Source organism: Streptomyces sp. NPDC001407 (genome assembly GCF_042895325.1).
Classification (GTDB): Bacteria; Actinomycetota; Actinomycetes; order Streptomycetales; family Streptomycetaceae; genus Streptomyces.
Genome location: NZ_JBIAWF010000028.1, coordinates 62,228 through 76,617 on the forward strand (window position 1 = coordinate 62,228; position 14,390 = coordinate 76,617).

The window sequence follows — 14,390 nt, forward strand, 5'->3', positions numbered from 1 at the left end:
CACCTCCATGAAGCGGCATGCCGGAAGAAGGCATGGCACAGCCGGTGGCTGCGGAAAGTGGGCGGAGAAGCCGGGGCCCTTGGCTCAGGCGCGCGAAGGCCCGGCGGTTTCGGGGCACGCGGCGGCCACCCCTACCGCGAGCGCGCAGCCCGACGGCCCGGGGCGGCAGAGGGCCGCACGGGTGCCGGGGCGGGAGCGGGCGCGAAGGCGCGCGCAGGGAGCGGGAGTTACCGCGTGCCGGAAGTCAGCGAGGACATGCGGGTGGGGGGCCTACTGTGGCCCGGACTCGCGCAATTGGCATTCATGTCTCTCGCCTCCTTCCGGCCGGGGCGCACGGGGGCGCCGAGAGGTCCAGCCCGCACGGCTGGTTCACCGCTGCCTGGTCAGGTTCGGTGGAACGTTCAGCAGCATAGTCCCGTACTTGCGTACGGGCGCGTCTACTTGTCGCAACCTTGACATGGCAACCGGCCGGCGCCGGGCACGGATCGGCGGCCCCGCCTCAGCGCTCCCCGATCCCCTCGAACCACGTCGGGCCGCCCGCCGTCGCCTGCTTGATGCGTGAGAGCGCGAAGTCCTCCATCGGCGGCAGCGCGTCCGGCTCGAACCAGCCGACCTCCAGCGACTCGTCGTCGTTGACGCGCGCCTCGCCGCCGACCGCGCGGGCGAGGAAGCAGATGTCCATGAACTGGCAATGATCACCGTTGGGGTAGGTGACGGGCTCCAGGGCCTGGACGAGGAGGACGCGCTCGGGGACGCAGTGGACGGCGGTCTCCTCGTAGACCTCACGGACGATCGCCGCGGCGGGCTGCTCGCCCGGGTCGGGGATGCCGCCGATGATCGACCACTCGCCGGAGTCCGCGCGGCGGCCGAGGAGGACCCGGCCGGTGTCGTCGAGGACGATGGCGCTCACCCCGGGCATCCAGAGCAGCTGGTGGCCCGCGACGGCGCGGAGGTCTGTGATGAAGTCGGGCGTCGGCATGGGTCGAGCCTAGAGGGTGCCCGGGGGTGCTCTCCCCGGTCAGGCGGCGGCCCGGCGCCCGGCGGCCCGGCGCAGGCCGTCACGGATCACCCGCACCGCGGCCTCCGCGTCGTCCACCGTGACGGTGAAGGAACGCCCGTCACCCAGACGGAGCACGAAGCCCTCGCCCCGGCGCACGACCACGGCCGTGCCCTTCTCGGGTCGCCAGCGATAGCCCCAGCCGCCCCACTGGCGTGGGGTGACGCGGGGTGCGAAGTCGGCGCCGACCACGTGGGCCAGCGGGATGCGGGTGCGGGGCACCCCGATGTGGCCGCAGCGCACTTCCAGCGCCTCGGTGTCCACCCGTACCGCCACATGGACGAACGCGAGGGTGCCGTAGAGCATCAGCAGGCCCGCGGCGACGCAGCCGACGACCGACATGACGAGAGGGGCCAGCCCCGAGGTCCACGCGCTGTCGACGGCCAGCTCGACGCCCAGCGCCAAGCAGGCTGCGCCGGCGGCGGCCAGCAGCCACTGGATCCGGTTGGTCGCACGGCCGGTCCAGACGCCGAGTTCGGTGCCGCTGTCGGCTGGGGAAGGGGTTCCGACCGCGTCCGGCTTCTCGTCGCCCTCGTGGCCCTGCGGGCCCTTGGAGTGGTCCCTCATATGACGCAGCCTACTCACCTTCCGCCACCGCGGCAGGGGTGCTGCGCGGACGGAACCGGATCGTGTGGCCGCGCCGCGGTCAGGGGCGTACGGCGCCGACCGCGCTCAGGGAGCGGCCCTCCGCGTAGCTGAGGGAGGACGGCTCCAGGGCCGCCTCACGGCCGCCGAACAGCACCGTAAGGCTGCCCGACGGGTCGGCGTCGGGGGCAGGCGCGGCACCGATCCGGCGCAGCGCCTGGGCGGCGACGGCCTCGGCGGAACCGTGCAGCACGAGGGGCTCGTCCGAGGGACGCAGGAGCGGCTGAACGGCCTCACGGATACGCTCCGCGACCAGCTCGTAATGGGTGCAGCCCAGGACGACGGCCCTTACATCGCGCGGGGTGAGGGCAGCTGCGGCGGCCACGGCGGCCTCGATGCCGGCCGCGTCGGCGTGCTGGACGGCGTCGGCGAGACCGGGGCAGGGCACTTCGGTGACCCGGACGCCGGAGGCGAAGTCACGGATGAGTCCGCGCTGGTAGGGGCTGCCGGTGGTGGCCGGGGTCGCCCAGATGGCGAACGGGCCGCCGCCGACCGCGGCGGGCTTGACCGCGGGCACGGTCCCGATCACCGGGAGAGCGGGCTCCAGCTCGGCGCGTATGGCGGCCAGGGCGTGCACGGAAGCGGTGTTGCAGGCGACGATCAGCGCGTCCGGACGGTGCGCGGCGGCGGCGCGGGCGCAGTTCAGCGCCTTCTCGATGAGGTCCTCGGGGGTCCGCGGGCCCCACGGCATCGTCGCGGGGTCGGAGGAGAGCACGAGATCGGCGTCGGGCCGCAGGCGGTGCACAGCGGCGGCCGCCGCCAGGAGGCCGTTTCCGGAGTCAATGAGCGCGATCTTCACCCGGTCACTTTAATGGATGGGCGCCGACGGGCCCCGGCCGCGGCGGACCGGGGCGAAGCGGGAGCGGCGAAAGTCCCCCGGTCAGGGATGCCGTGCGGCAGACTGCGACGGATGAGCACGCTGATGTGGATCACTGTCGGTTCCCTGGCCGCGTGGGTCTGGCTGCTGCTGGGGCAGGGCTTCTTCTGGCGTACGGACGTGCGACTCCCGTCGCGCACGCCGCCCGACGACTGGCCGTCCGTGGCGATCGTCGTCCCGGCCCGCGACGAGGCGGAGGTGCTGCCGTCGAGCCTGCCGTCGCTGCTCGCGCAGGACTACCCGGGGCGGGCGGAGATCTTCCTCGTCGACGACGGCAGTACGGACGGCACCGGCGCGCTGGCCCGCTCCCTCGCGGACGGCCGCGGCGGTCTGCCGCTGACCGTGGACTCGCCCGGCGAGCCGCCGCCGGGCTGGACCGGCAAGCTGTGGGCGGTGCGGCACGGCATGGCGCTCGCCCGTGCCCGTACGGACGCGGAGTATCTGCTGCTGACGGACGCGGACATCGCGCACGAGCCGGACAGCCTGCGGGAGCTGGTGGCGGCCGCGCGGTCGGGCGGGCTGGACCTGGTGTCGCAGATGGCGCGGCTGCGGGTGGCGAGCTTCTGGGAGCGGCTCGTGGTCCCGGCGTTCGTGTACTTCTTCGCCCAGCTCTATCCGTTCCGCTGGATCAACCGGCCGGCCGCGCGCACGGCGGCGGCCGCGGGCGGCTGCGTACTGCTGCGCCGGGAGGCGGCGGAGCGGGCCCAGATCCCCGACAGCATCCGGCAGGCGGTGATCGACGACGTGTCGCTGGCGCGGGCGGTGAAACGGAGCGGCGGCCGGATCTGGCTGGGGCTGGCGGAGCGGGTGGACAGCGTCCGGCCGTATCCGGGGCTCGCTCCGCTGTGGCGGATGGTCTCGCGCAGCGCGTACGCACAGCTGCGCCACAATCCGCTGCTGCTGGCCGGCACCGTCGCGGGGATGGCGGTCATCTATCTCGCGCCGCCGGCCGCCGTGCTGACCGGGGCGCTGACGGGGCACACCGTGACGCTCACGGCGGGAGCGGCCGCGTGGGCGGCGATGACCGGTACGTACGTGCCGATGCTGCGCTACTACCGGCAGTCGCCGGCGCTGGCGCCGCTGCTGCCGTTCACGGGTCTGCTCTATCTGCTGATGACGGTGGATTCCGCGGTGCAGCACTACCGCGGCCGGGGCGCGGCCTGGAAGGGACGGACGTACGCCCGCCCGGAGGCCGCGCCCTGAGCGGGGTCACTTGCGGCCGGGTGTCCAGTTCATGCCCCAGCCGTACGCGCGGTCGAGCGTGCGCTGCGGGCTGACGCCGCGGTCCGGCACGAGGTAGCGGGCCTCGCGCTGGACGACGAGGTCACCGCCGTTGTTGGTGATCAGGGCGAGGGCGCAGACGTTGGAGGCCACGGTGCACTCGTCGAGCGAGAAGTCGACGGGTGCGCCGTGCTGCGGCTGGAGGGTGACGGTGGCGTGCAGACCGGCGAAGCTGCGGGCGCCCTCGTAGATCGTCACGAAGATGAGGATGCGCCGGAAGTCGGCGATGTGGTCGAGGTTGACGGTCAGGTTCTCACCGGCCGCGGAGGCGCCGGTGCGGTCGTCGCCGTCGAGGTGGATGTAGGGCGGCTGGTGCAGCGAGCCGAAGGAGTTGCCGAGGGCCTGGACCACGCCCTTGCGGCCGTCGTTGAGCTCGAACAGGGCCCCGAGGTCGAGGTCCAGGTCTCCCTGCGTGGCCATGGCCATGGCCTGGCCGAGCTTCGCCTGCCAGCCGCTCTTGGCCTGCTTGCGCATCTGCCAGTTGAGGTTGACGCGCAGCGCGCCGGAGGTGCCGCCCTGCTTGGTGAGGGAGACGGTCGGCTTGTCCTTGGTGAGCGTGACCTTGCTCAGGCGCACGGGCGTGGGGGCCGGGGCCGCGGGCGGCGGGGCGACGGGCGGCGCCGGAGGCGCCACGGCCGCCTGCGCGGGCGGGACGGGCTGGCCGTACGGCGCGGGCGGGGCGGCCGGGACAGCCGGTGCCGGAGGCGTCGGCCGGGGTTCGTCGACGGAGATCCCGAAGTCGGTGGCGAGGCCGGCCAGGCCGGTGTCGTAGCCCTGGCCGACGGCCCGGAACTTCCACTCGCCCTGGCGGCGGTAGAGCTCGCCGAGGACGAAGGCGGTCTCGACAGTGGCGTCCGAGCTGTCGAACCGGGCCAGTTCCGCGCCGGTCGCCTGGTCGAGGACGCGGATGTGCAGTCCGGGCACCTGGCCGAAGGTGCCTCCGTCGGCGGACGCGGCGAGCACGACGGTCTCGATCGCGGGCTCGACGGAGGCGAGATCGACGGTGAGGGTGTCGGTCACGGCGTCACCCATGGGGTGCTTGCCTTCGTGACGGACGGCGCCGGAGGGGTGGACGGCCTGGTTGTAGAAGACGAAGTCCGCGTCCGAGCGGACCCTGCCGGTGGTCAGGAGCAGCGCGGAGGCATCGACGTCCGGTATGCCGGGGCCTGTGCGCCAGCCCAGCTCGATCCGCACGGCCGGTGCCGGAATCCGGATGTTGGTGCCCTTGAGCATCCCCATGCTCCACCCCTCTGAACAGTCCCGTCGTTTCCGGCACCCAACGTACCCTGACGGCGGTTTGTCCCCGGAATCACTGATTCCCGTGATGCGTCCCGGAGGAGCCGGTGCCGTGCGCGTCGGCTGACTGCCTGGGTTCCGCCGGGGGCTCGGCGGGTGCGGTCGGGTGCACCGTCCCGGGGTGCGGCGGAGCTTCCGGTTTCACCGCGGAGGTCGGCCGCACGGGCTCGGCCGCCGTGGGCGGCGTCCTGGCCTCCGCGCGCGGTGTCCTGGCGGGCGGCGGATCCTCCTTGGGCGGCGGGGACTTGACCTTCGCGGAGGGCTCCTCGGTCGCGGCGTGCGGGGACTTGACGGCCTTGGTCGGCGGAGCCTTGGTCGGGGCCACCTCCTCCGCGGAGGCCGGTGGCCGCGGAGTGCTGGTGCGGGTTCCGGTCGGCGGGGCCTTGCTCGCGGGCGGCCGGGAGCCGCCCGTCGGCGGCGCGGTGGTCGGTGCGGTGGCGCCCGAGGGTGGCTCGGCCGCCTGTGAGGGCTCCTGCCCGCCTGTGGGAGTGCGCGTAGCGGTGCCGTCCGGTGTACGTATGCCGGCCGAACCCTCCGGCGAGGCCGGACCCGTGCCGGACGTGTGCCCCGGTGAGGACGGCGTGCTGCGGGGCGGCGGGGTCCAGTGGAAGGTCGCCGAGTCGTGGTTGCCGTCCGTGCCCGCTCCCCGGTCGAAGGCCTTGTCGTTCTCGAAGGGGTCGACCAGCGGAACCTCCTTGACCGGGCCCTTCTGCGGGTCCCGGGGCGCGATGACGGTGACCGTGGTCTCGCTGAAGGTCTCCCAGCGTGTCCCGATGTAGGTCGACGCCTTGAGATCCACGTCGTGGTCGGGTTCCCCGAGCGGGTTGCCGCAGTTGCACTTCACCGCGGGCCCTTCGTACCGGTCGTTGAGGACGGCGACGCCCTTCTGGAGCACCGAGAGATACTCCCTGGTCTGCCCGTCGCCCTGGTAGTCGTGGTTCTCGACGAGGGTGTCGTCGAGCAGGACCACCTCGGTGAGGCTCTCGATGTGCGCGGCGATGCTGTTCTGGTCGATGCCGCGCGCCTGGGCCCACGCCTTCGCCTCGACGGGGTCCCCGGTGATCTGCTTGATCAGCAGCGCCTTGTCGCAGTGCACGGTGCCGGGGGTGCCGCCGAAGGCACCGCGGGCGTCCACCGGCTTCGTACCGCCGCCGCCCGTCGGGGAGTTGACGCCCTTGAGGTCGGTGCCGGGGTTCCGCAGGAACGGGTGGTCGCCCATCGCTCCCACGGCCTCCAGCGTGAGCTCGGCGGCCTTCTTCTTCTGTGCTGTCGTGCACCCCGCCACGGCGAAGCCGCCGAGCAGCGCGGGCACGGTGAGGAGCGCGACGGCGCGCAGCCTCCGGCGCCTTCGGGCCGCGCGTGGCGCGGTGGATATGTGCGTTGCCCGCCCGAACGGAGCCCGCCTGAACCGAACACTCGCGATGGGAACTGACACCAGCCGCATGAACGCACCCCCCGATAGCCGGCATGAACTGATCCTGGGTCCTGCACATGAGTCCTACGCGCGGGGAAGCCTCACCCCGGTCCGCATGTCGACAGCCACCCCCCGTTGCAGGACCCGGGCGTGCTGCCACCCGCCGGGGTCGTCGGCCGGGTGGCAGCGGGCGAGGGGTAGTCCGGCGAGTCCGTGGCGGGGGCCGGGCTCTCCTGTCCCCCGTCGCCCGCGGAGTCGGAGGCCGAGCTCGACACCCCCGCGGGGTTCTGCGTGCCGGAGTCGCCGTTGCCCCGGGCCGCGAGCACGGCGGCGGTGCCGCCGCCGATGAGCAGCAGGGCCAGCAGCGAGCCGAGGAGCAGCGCGACCAGCCTGCGCCGGCCGCCCGGGGGCGTGACGAGCACCGGGTAGGCACCGCCCGCCGGATACCCGGCACCCACCGCCGGACCGCCCGCGCCGCCCGCGTACGGCGGTGGCGGCGGGGCCGGGGAGTACGCCGCCGGGCCGGCGCTGTACAGCGGCGCGACCGGTCCCGAGCCCAAGGTGGAGACCGACGCGTCGCCCTGGGCGGGCGGGCTCGGGGGAAGCGGCGGCTGGGGGGTCGGCGCCGCCCGCTCCGTGGGGACGTATCCCCCGGCGCCGGTCCAGCCGGGCTGCGTGGTCATGTGTCCCGCGGCCACGGCGTCGAGCATCCGCTGGGCCTCCGCCGAGCCCATCCGGGTCTGCGGGTCCTTGCGGAGCAGGCCGTCGAGCAGCGGGGTGAGGGGGCCGGCGCGCCGGGGCGGCGGCGGGTCGTCCTGGACCACGGCCTGGAGCGTGCTCAGGGGCGAGCCGCGCCGGAAGGGCGAGACGCCCTCGATCGCCGCGTAGAGCGTCGCCCCGAGCGACCAGAGGTCGGAGGGGGCCCCGGGGCGCTGTCCCAGCGCGCGCTCGGGGGCGAGGAAGTCGGGGGAACCGACCAGGTCACCGGTGCGGGTCAGGGTGCCGGAGCCCTCGACGAGGGCGATGCCGAAGTCGGTGAGGACCACCCTGCCGCCGGGTTCCAGCAGCACGTTGGCCGGTTTGACGTCGCGGTGCAGCACCCCGGAGGAGTGCGCGCTGCGCAGCGCCTGGAGCACCATCGAGCCGACCCTCGCGGCCTCCTTGGGCAGCAGCACGCCCTCGTGCTGGAGCACGTCCGCGAGGGAGCGGCCGCGCACCAGCTCCATCACGATCCAGGGGCGGCCGTCCTGCTCCACGACGTCGTGCACGGTGATGACGTTCGGGTGGCTGACGCGGGCGGCGGCGCGGGCTTCCTGTTTGAGGCGCGCGTAGAGGATCCGTACGTCCTGCTCCCGCAGGTGCTCGGGGGCCCGGACCTCCTTGGCGGCGACCTCCCGGTCGAGCAGTTCGTCGACGGCGCGCCAGACGGTTCCCATGCCGCCGCTGCCGAGCCGGTCGATCAGCCGGTACCGCCCGGCGAGCAGTGGTGGTCCATGCTCCGCGTCCATGCCGTATGCCCCCTCCCCGTACGGACGGCGCGTTTCCGGGCCGTGCGCGTTCGGGCCACACCTGCTCTGACGACGCGGCCCGCGTTCCCGTTCCCGGTGGTACGGCTTCCTGTGGCGCTCAGCCGCGGAGGTCCGGCGTCCGGGTCACGGTGCGGCCACGCGCGGTGGCGGCGCGGGCGAAGGCAGCGGCGTCGTGGACGGCCGCTCCGCCGGGGTCGTTGTTGAAGTAGGCGTGGACATCGGCCTGGTCGGGCCAGTGTTCGGCGATCCGCCGCGCCCAGCCGGCGAGCGCCTGCCGCCCGTAGTGCGGCCACGGCCGGGCCCGGCCGCAGTGGAAGCGGACGTAGCCCCAGTTGGCCGTCCGCCACAGCGGCGTCACGGGCCGGGAGTCGTGGTCCGCCCAGCACAGCGCCGCGCCGTGGTCCTCCAGCACGGCCCGCACCTCGTCCGTCCACCACGACGCGTGGCGGGGTTCGACGGCCACCCGGGTGCCGGCGGGGAAGCAGCGGAGCGTGGCGTCCAGGGCGGTGGGGTCGGCGCGCAGGGTGGGCGGCAGCTGGAGCAGTACGGGCCCGAGCCGCTCCCCCAGGCCGGCGGCGCGCCGCATCAGCCGGTCGACCGGCTCCTCGGGTTCGCGCAGCCGCTTGATGTGGGTCAGATAGCGGCTGGCCTTGACTGCCATCACGAAGCCGTCGGGCGTGCGCTCGCGCCAGTCGGCGAACGTGGTCGTCTCGGGCAGGCGGTAGAAGGAGTTGTTGTTCTCGACGGTGGTGAAGTGGCGGGCGTATTCCTCCAGCCACAGCCGTTGCGGCACGTCGGCGGGGTAGAGGTCGCCGCGCCAGTCCTTGTACTGCCATCCCGAGGTTCCGACGAGCAGGGGCATGGCATGATCCTTGCCCGGGGAGACCGGATCCGCCACCAGCGAGGTGCGACGTCGTGGACTGTGTTTTCTGTGCCATCGCGGCGGGCGGGTCGGACGCCCACCGGGTCTTCGAGGACGCGACGGCGGTGGCCTTCCTGGACGCCCGGCCGCTCTTCCCCGGGCATGTGCTGGTCGTGCCGAAGCGGCACGCCGAGACGCTCACCGATCTGCCGGTGGAGGAGGTCGGCCCGTTCTTCACCCGGGTGCAGCGGGTGGCGGGGGCCGTGGAGCGGGGCATGGGCGCCGCCGGGTCGTTCGTCGCGGCCAACAACCGGATCAGCCAGTCGGTGCCGCATTTCCATGTGCATGTCGTGCCGCGCAATCGCAAGGACGGCCTGCGGGGGTTCTTCTGGCCGCGGACGCGCTACGCGTCGCGGGAGGAGGCGGCGCTGGTGGCGGCGCGGGTGCGGGACGCTTTCGGCTAGCTGTGCCGGGGATGACGGGCCCGCCATGGACTATCCGGGCGAAGCTGGCCATATTGGATACATGACCAGCGTGAGGTTCCGCGACCGCGTGGACGCCGGGCGGCGGCTCGCCGAGCGGCTGGGGCACCTGCGGGACGGGAGCACGATCGTGCTCGGGCTGCCCCGCGGGGGTGTGCCGGTGGCCTTCGAGGTGGCCGAGGCCCTGGCGGCCCCGCTGGATGTGATCCTGGTCCGCAAGCTCGGCGTGCCCAGCCACTCGGAGCTGGGCTTCGGTGCCATCGGCGAGGACGGCGTACGGATCGTCCACGACAGCATCATCCGGATGGGCCGGGTGGACGAGGACGACCTCGCGGAGGTGCAGCGCCGCGAGGAGGCCGAACTCGCCCGGCAGGCCGACCGGTTCCGCGCCGGACGGCCGCGGATCCCGCTCGCGGGCCGTACGGCGGTCGTGGTGGACGACGGCGTCGCGACGGGCGCGACCGCGGCGGCCGCCTGCCGGGTGGCACGGGTCCATGACGCCGCCCGGGTGGTGCTCGCGGTGCCGGTTTCCCCGCCGGACGCTGCCGAGGAGCTGCGCGCGGAGGTGGACGAGCTGGTCTGCCTTTCCACGCCGGCCGTCTTCTTCGCGGTCGGCGAGTGGTATCAGGACTTCTCCCAGACATCGGACGAGGAGGTCGTCGAACTGCTGCGGCGCAGCAGCACGGCACCGCCCGGCCCCGGCGGCGGCCGGGACGACGCCGGGCCGTGAATCGCTGGAGGTGTGATTGCCATGGAGACGATCGTCGAGTGCACCATCGATCTGGAATTCCGTGAGGCCGGGCCGCTGACACAGGCGGCGGCGCGGCTGCGTATGCGCGACGGCACGGATTTCACGGCGCACGGAGTCACCAACCGTAATCCGGACGACCCGAGTCAGCAGCGGGTCGGCGAGGAGGTCGCGGCGGCCCGCGCGCTGTACGGCCTCGCCGAACAGCTGCTGGAGAAGGCCGGGGTCGACATCGAGGAACTCACCCACGAGCCCGCGCATTTGACGCACTGACCGGACCGCCGGCGATCCGGTCGCGCGGGAGCACATGGGCGTGCTTCCGCGCGACCGGTGCGGCCCGGCCCGTCAGTTCACCGGCTCGGTCAGCCGCGCGGTGGTCTCCCGTACGCACAGCGGGGTGCGGGTGGGGCCGGTGACGGCCTCGCCGGTCTCCAGGGAGAAGCTCGAGTGGTGCAGGGGGCAAGTGATCCGCAGCCGGGCGGCGTTGACATAGCCGTGGGCGAGGAATCCCTTGCGGTGCGGGCACAGGGAATCGGATTCGAATTCCCGGTCACCGATACGTATCCGGATGCGGTCCTCACTGATCTGCTCGACCGAGACCGCTTCTGTCGTGTCCGGCATTCAGCCCACCTTCAGCGCTGAGGCGACGGCTGCCTCGGTGGCACCGCCGATGACGTCGCTGGCGAGCTTGAAGCCCGTCCACACCTTGGCCGGGTGCAGGTCGGCCTCGGCGTCGAACTCCCGGATGGCGACCTGGAGTTCCTTGGCGTGGAAGTTGTCGATGTGCAGGTGCTCGGTGTAGTAGCGGGCACCGCTCAGGCCGAGCCTGGTGGCGGCGTCGGCGAAGCACTGGAACGCGTAGAGGATGCTGGATTCCAGATAGCACAGCGCTCCCAGGAAATACTCCGGGCGCGGTGCCCGGGCGGCCGCCCAGAAGAAGGTGTTGACGTAGGCGAACGTCTCCTCGTTGGTGCGGTCGAGGTAGTCGCCGACCTCCAGCGACATGCCGAGCTCGGTCATCAGGTCGCGGTAGATGTTGAAGTGCGCCTGGTCGAGGTTGCCGCAGCCGAACTCGTCGACGAGCACCCGGAAGACCGCCATCTTGGCCTTCTTCGGGAGCCGCCAGACGATGGGCAGGAAGGACTCCGATTCGGTCAGGCCGTCCACGGCGAACTGCGCGACGACCTCCTTGAACTGCTCGCGGTCGAGGTCCTCGGCCATGACGCGCTCGAACTCGGGCGCGTCGGCCTTCTCCGCGTCGAGCAGGGCCTTCATCTGCCGGCTCAGGGCCGCGCGGTCGGGCATCTCCGGGGCGGCCGCCTCGATCTCCCGGGCGCGGCTCACGATCAGCCGCTCCTCCAGGTCGTGCAGTTCGCGCAGTTCATCGGGGGTGGGTATGGAGCGGTTGAGTACGAAGAGGCGGCTGCCGGCCGTACGGGTCGTGGTGGTCACGGAAGACTCCCGGCGGATCACGGATTCACGGATTCGGTTGGGCCCCGGCCCGGACGCACCCGCGGTGGGCGGCGCGTCCGGGACGGCGCGTACGGTCAGTTGACGGCCAGCGCGGTGCCGATGACGCCCCGGCGGACCAGTTCCGCCTTGACGTGCAGATACCAGTCGTCCGTCAGCAGCCGGAGGTGTTCGGACAGCGCGTCGACGCGGGCCTGTGCCTCGGCATCGCCCCGCGCGAGCGCGGCGGCGCAGACGGAGGGTTCGAGGTTGGCCAGCGGCCCGACGAAGCCCTGCACCCCGGGTGCCTGGGTGAGCAGGTGCTCCCAGCCCTGGAAGACGGGCACGCCCGCGGGGTTGTCCAGCAGCTGCCGGGTGAACTCGGCCGAGCCGCTGGAGTCCTTGACGCCGACGACGCCGGGCAGGTCGCAGACCTTCCGCAGCGCGTCGATGTCGAGGGGCGCCTTGGACTCCACGTGCTCGTGGTAGACGAACACCGGCAGCGGGCTGCCGTCGAGGACCTCGGCGAAGTGGTCGACGAGCCCCCGGCGGGTGCCGTCGGCGGCGGGGAACGGCGGGGGCACCACGACCGCGTCGGCGCCGAGGCCGGCCGCCAGCCGGGCGCGGGCCAGGATGCCGTCCACGTCACCGAGCGCGACTCCGGCGAGTACGGGGAGACCGTCCGCGTGCTCGACGGTCAGCCGCACCATGTCGGTCCACTGCTCGGCCGAGAGCGTCCAGCCCTCGCCGGTGCTGAGGGCCGGGACGAGGCCGGTGACGTCGTCCCGCAGGGACCGCACCAGCTTCCCGACGCTCGCCGGGCAGACCCGGCGCCGGTCGTCGACCGGGGTGACCAGCGGCACGAGCGTGCCGCGCAGGCCCTTCAGCCGCTCGACCGCCGCCGCTCGCTCAGAGTTCGGCATGGTCGGCCTCCAGGACGAGGGACCGCTCGTAGAGCTTGTCGAGTTCGTCCGGGAAGACACCGCGCGCCGTGGCCGGTTCGGGCTCCCGCACGGAGGGTCCGAGTCCGGTCAGGGCGGTGAGCCGCGGATTGACGGTGACCAACTGGCCGCCGGCGGTGACGACCGAGGCCAGCAGCAGCCGGTCGCGCACCCGCAGCCCGTCCGCGGGGAGGGCCGCGGCGGCGGCCAGGCCGGCGTCCGTGTAGGCACGCCGGGAGATCGGCATCAGGGAGTGCAGGACGTCCATGAAGGGGTAGTAGTCGTCCTGCACCTCGCGCGGCGCGTGCCATACGTAGTCGTCGCAGCGGCCCACTTCCTCGTAGGTCATCACGACGGGCCGGTCCAGGTGGGACGCGAAGAAGGCCGTGCAGGCGGCCCGTACGGACGCGTCGGTGCTGTGCATCCCCATGAAGAGGGAGGCGTCCACATAGAGCTCAGACGCCATAGCCGTCCACCGCCTCGCGCAGGCGGGTCACCGAGGCGAGGAACTCTCCGGGGTCGCGGGCCAGTGCCAGGCGGACGTAGGACTCGCCGCGCTCGGGCTCGTTCCAGAAGAAGTAGGTGCCGGGGAGCACATACACCTCGTGCTGCGCGAGGTGGCGCTGGAGGTCCGTCGCCTTGATGTCCGCGTCCTGGATGCGGAACCAGGCCACGCTGACATTGACGGCCGGTTCGATGTGCTCCAGGAGGCTGCCGGCGAGGGCCTTCTGCGCGGTCTCCCGGTTGCGGGTGATCACGTCGCGGACCGATGCCATGCCGTCCTCGATGGAGTCCTCCACATAGCGGGCGAGGAAGTTGAGGATGAAGGGCGAGACGTCGAGCAGCACACTGGTGTGGATGTTGTAGACGTCCTCGTAGAGGTCGCGGCTGCAGGTGAGCAGGGCACACTTGGCGTCCTGGAGCGGCCAGGTCTTGCCGGTGTCCTCCAGCGCGATGTAGCGGACACCGGAGGTGTCGAGCAGTTCGTAGAGGTCGAAGCGGCCGAAGCGGGGGTCGGCGAGGGCGAAGGCGGCGAAGCAGAGATCGACGATGAAGAGCTTGTCGTGGTCGACGCAGTAGCGGACGACCTCCTCGAATCCCTTGCGGCCGTGGGAGAGCAGGCTGAAGCCGGTGGGGTTGTTGGGGTCGACGAGGAAGAGCGCGTCGGTGGTGACGGACTCGGCGAGCCGCTCGTAGATGCGGTCGGCGTCGTGCAGGGCGTCCTCGGGGACGGGCACGGGGTGCACACCGACGTTGTGCAGCACGTCGGGGAGGTTGTCGAAACACGGCTCGACGAGGGTGACACTGATGTCGTGGCGTTTGAGATACATGCCGGCGACGAGCGTCGATATGGAGGCCGCGTAGGAGAGCATGGTCGATTCGGCGCGGACGCTGTTCTGACCGTGCAGCCGGAAGAAGACCTCCTTGAAGCGGTCCTCGAGTTCGGCCTGCTTGGTCGCCTCGGCCTCGTACCACAGAGCGGGCAGGGCGGCGACGATCTCCCGCTGGCCCGGCGACTGCTGCTGGTGTGTGTGGGCGTCGGCGAGGTTGAAACGGGTCTTGAGTGCCTCGATCTCGTGCTGGGTGAGGTCGAGAAGCTGCTCGGTCACGGGTTCTCCTTCGCAGGCTGCGGCAAGTGGGCAACAGACAGGTGCCACGGGGCCGGTGGGCTCCCGCGGTGAAGGCACACCGAGGCGTCCGGACGGTGGTACGCACGGGCGGCGACGGCGGCTGAGTGGAATTGCGAACCAGGAAGTCGCACGACATGGCGGAACGGGATCGCGCTGGACAGGAACGCGTTGACCACGT

15 protein-coding genes and 1 pseudogene are annotated in these 14,390 nt (G+C 72.5%); 4 read left to right on the forward strand and 12 right to left on the reverse strand.

Annotated elements, in window-relative coordinates; translation table 11 throughout:
- Positions 1-499 precede the first annotated feature (499 nt).
- From ACFY1P_RS29905 to ACFY1P_RS29915, 3 genes are all read right to left on the reverse strand, one after another.
- The gene (locus tag ACFY1P_RS29905) at positions 500-979 is read right to left on the reverse strand and encodes an NUDIX domain-containing protein (protein ID WP_361522011.1); all 480 of its coding nucleotides are present in this window, start codon (positions 977-979) and stop codon (positions 500-502) included.
- 39 nt (positions 980-1,018) lie between these two features.
- Positions 1,019-1,624, reverse strand: a complete 606-nt coding sequence (locus ACFY1P_RS29910) for a hypothetical protein (protein WP_361522009.1) — start codon at positions 1,622-1,624, stop codon at positions 1,019-1,021.
- Between the two features lie 79 nt (positions 1,625-1,703).
- Complete coding sequence (locus tag ACFY1P_RS29915) at positions 1,704-2,501, reverse strand: aspartate/glutamate racemase family protein (protein WP_361522006.1); 798 nt, start codon at positions 2,499-2,501, stop codon at positions 1,704-1,706.
- Positions 2,502-2,612: 111 nt separating this feature from the next.
- On the opposite strand from ACFY1P_RS29915, the gene ACFY1P_RS29920 reads away from it, so the two are divergent.
- Positions 2,613-3,782: a glycosyltransferase gene (locus ACFY1P_RS29920; protein ID WP_390752391.1), complete on the forward strand. Its 1,170-nt coding sequence runs from the start codon at positions 2,613-2,615 to the stop codon at positions 3,780-3,782.
- A 6-nt stretch (positions 3,783-3,788) separates the two neighbouring features.
- Here ACFY1P_RS29920 and ACFY1P_RS29925 read toward each other — a convergent pair whose 3' ends face one another.
- From ACFY1P_RS29925 to ACFY1P_RS29940, 4 genes are all read right to left on the reverse strand, one after another.
- A complete protein-coding gene (locus tag ACFY1P_RS29925; RefSeq protein WP_361522000.1) occupies positions 3,789-5,099 on the reverse strand; it encodes a TerD family protein in 1,311 nt (436 codons plus the stop codon).
- A gap of 70 nt (positions 5,100-5,169) precedes the next feature.
- A complete protein-coding gene (locus ACFY1P_RS29930; RefSeq protein ID WP_361521998.1) occupies positions 5,170-6,468 on the reverse strand; it encodes a DUF6777 domain-containing protein in 1,299 nt (432 codons plus the stop codon).
- Between the two features lie 203 nt (positions 6,469-6,671).
- Positions 6,672-8,078 (reverse strand): serine/threonine-protein kinase, encoded by a 1,407-nt coding sequence (locus tag ACFY1P_RS29935; RefSeq protein WP_390752392.1) that lies wholly within the window; start codon positions 8,076-8,078, stop codon positions 6,672-6,674.
- Between the two features lie 118 nt (positions 8,079-8,196).
- Positions 8,197-8,961, reverse strand: a complete 765-nt coding sequence (locus tag ACFY1P_RS29940) for a DUF72 domain-containing protein (protein WP_361521993.1) — start codon at positions 8,959-8,961, stop codon at positions 8,197-8,199.
- A 53-nt stretch (positions 8,962-9,014) separates the two neighbouring features.
- On the opposite strand from ACFY1P_RS29940, the gene ACFY1P_RS29945 reads away from it, so the two are divergent.
- The 3 genes and pseudogenes from ACFY1P_RS29945 (at position 9,015) to ACFY1P_RS29955 (ending at position 10,464) form a co-directional block, all read left to right on the forward strand.
- A complete protein-coding gene (locus ACFY1P_RS29945) occupies positions 9,015-9,425 on the forward strand; it encodes an HIT family protein (protein WP_361521990.1) in 411 nt (136 codons plus the stop codon).
- 70 nt (positions 9,426-9,495) lie between these two features.
- A pseudogene (locus ACFY1P_RS29950) lies at positions 9,496-10,128 on the forward strand (phosphoribosyltransferase); the annotation flags it as partial.
- Positions 10,129-10,194: 66 nt separating this feature from the next.
- Positions 10,195-10,464, forward strand: a complete 270-nt coding sequence (locus ACFY1P_RS29955; protein WP_361521987.1) for a DUF1876 domain-containing protein — start codon at positions 10,195-10,197, stop codon at positions 10,462-10,464.
- A gap of 72 nt (positions 10,465-10,536) precedes the next feature.
- On the opposite strand, the gene ACFY1P_RS29960 is transcribed toward ACFY1P_RS29955, so the two are convergent.
- The 5 genes from ACFY1P_RS29960 to ACFY1P_RS29980 form a co-directional block, all read right to left on the reverse strand.
- On the reverse strand, positions 10,537-10,812 hold the full coding sequence (locus tag ACFY1P_RS29960) for a Rieske (2Fe-2S) protein (protein ID WP_390752393.1): 276 nt from the start codon (positions 10,810-10,812) through the stop codon (positions 10,537-10,539).
- Positions 10,813-11,643, reverse strand: a complete 831-nt coding sequence (locus tag ACFY1P_RS29965) for an iron-containing redox enzyme family protein (RefSeq protein WP_361521981.1) — start codon at positions 11,641-11,643, stop codon at positions 10,813-10,815.
- A 95-nt stretch (positions 11,644-11,738) separates the two neighbouring features.
- Positions 11,739-12,563 carry a dihydrodipicolinate synthase family protein gene (locus tag ACFY1P_RS29970; RefSeq protein WP_390752394.1) on the reverse strand — a complete coding sequence of 275 codons (825 nt, stop codon included), beginning with the start codon at positions 12,561-12,563 and terminating at the stop codon, positions 11,739-11,741.
- Positions 12,550-13,047, reverse strand: coding sequence for a DUF6190 family protein (locus ACFY1P_RS29975; RefSeq protein ID WP_361521975.1), 498 nt, complete (start codon positions 13,045-13,047; stop codon positions 12,550-12,552). The genes ACFY1P_RS29970 and ACFY1P_RS29975 overlap by 14 nt, the downstream gene beginning before the upstream one ends.
- The gene (locus tag ACFY1P_RS29980; protein ID WP_390752395.1) at positions 13,037-14,191 is read right to left on the reverse strand and encodes an aminotransferase class I/II-fold pyridoxal phosphate-dependent enzyme; all 1,155 of its coding nucleotides are present in this window, start codon (positions 14,189-14,191) and stop codon (positions 13,037-13,039) included. Before ACFY1P_RS29980 ends, ACFY1P_RS29975 begins: the two co-directional genes overlap by 11 nt.
- Positions 14,192-14,390 lie beyond the last annotated feature (199 nt).

Bases quoted from the DNA above. Each gene is read 5' to 3' on its own strand.
- ACFY1P_RS29955 (WP_361521987.1), top strand. From the start codon at position 10,195: ATGGAGACGATCGTCGAGTGCACCATCGATCTGGAATTCCGTGAGGCC.
- ACFY1P_RS29910 (WP_361522009.1), bottom strand. From the start codon at position 1,624: ATGAGGGACCACTCCAAGGGCCCGCAGGGCCACGAGGGCGACGAGAAG.
- ACFY1P_RS29960 (WP_390752393.1), bottom strand. From the start codon at position 10,812: ATGCCGGACACGACAGAAGCGGTCTCGGTCGAGCAGATCAGTGAGGAC.
- ACFY1P_RS29970 (WP_390752394.1), bottom strand. From the start codon at position 12,563: ATGCCGAACTCTGAGCGAGCGGCGGCGGTCGAGCGGCTGAAGGGCCTG.
- ACFY1P_RS29940 (WP_361521993.1), bottom strand. From the start codon at position 8,961: ATGCCCCTGCTCGTCGGAACCTCGGGATGGCAGTACAAGGACTGGCGC.
- ACFY1P_RS29975 (WP_361521975.1), bottom strand. From the start codon at position 13,047: ATGGCGTCTGAGCTCTATGTGGACGCCTCCCTCTTCATGGGGATGCAC.
- ACFY1P_RS29920 (WP_390752391.1), top strand. From the start codon at position 2,613: ATGAGCACGCTGATGTGGATCACTGTCGGTTCCCTGGCCGCGTGGGTC.
- ACFY1P_RS29935 (WP_390752392.1), bottom strand. From the start codon at position 8,078: ATGGACGCGGAGCATGGACCACCACTGCTCGCCGGGCGGTACCGGCTG.
- ACFY1P_RS29925 (WP_361522000.1), bottom strand. From the start codon at position 5,099: ATGGGGATGCTCAAGGGCACCAACATCCGGATTCCGGCACCGGCCGTG.
- ACFY1P_RS29905 (WP_361522011.1), bottom strand. From the start codon at position 979: ATGCCGACGCCCGACTTCATCACAGACCTCCGCGCCGTCGCGGGCCAC.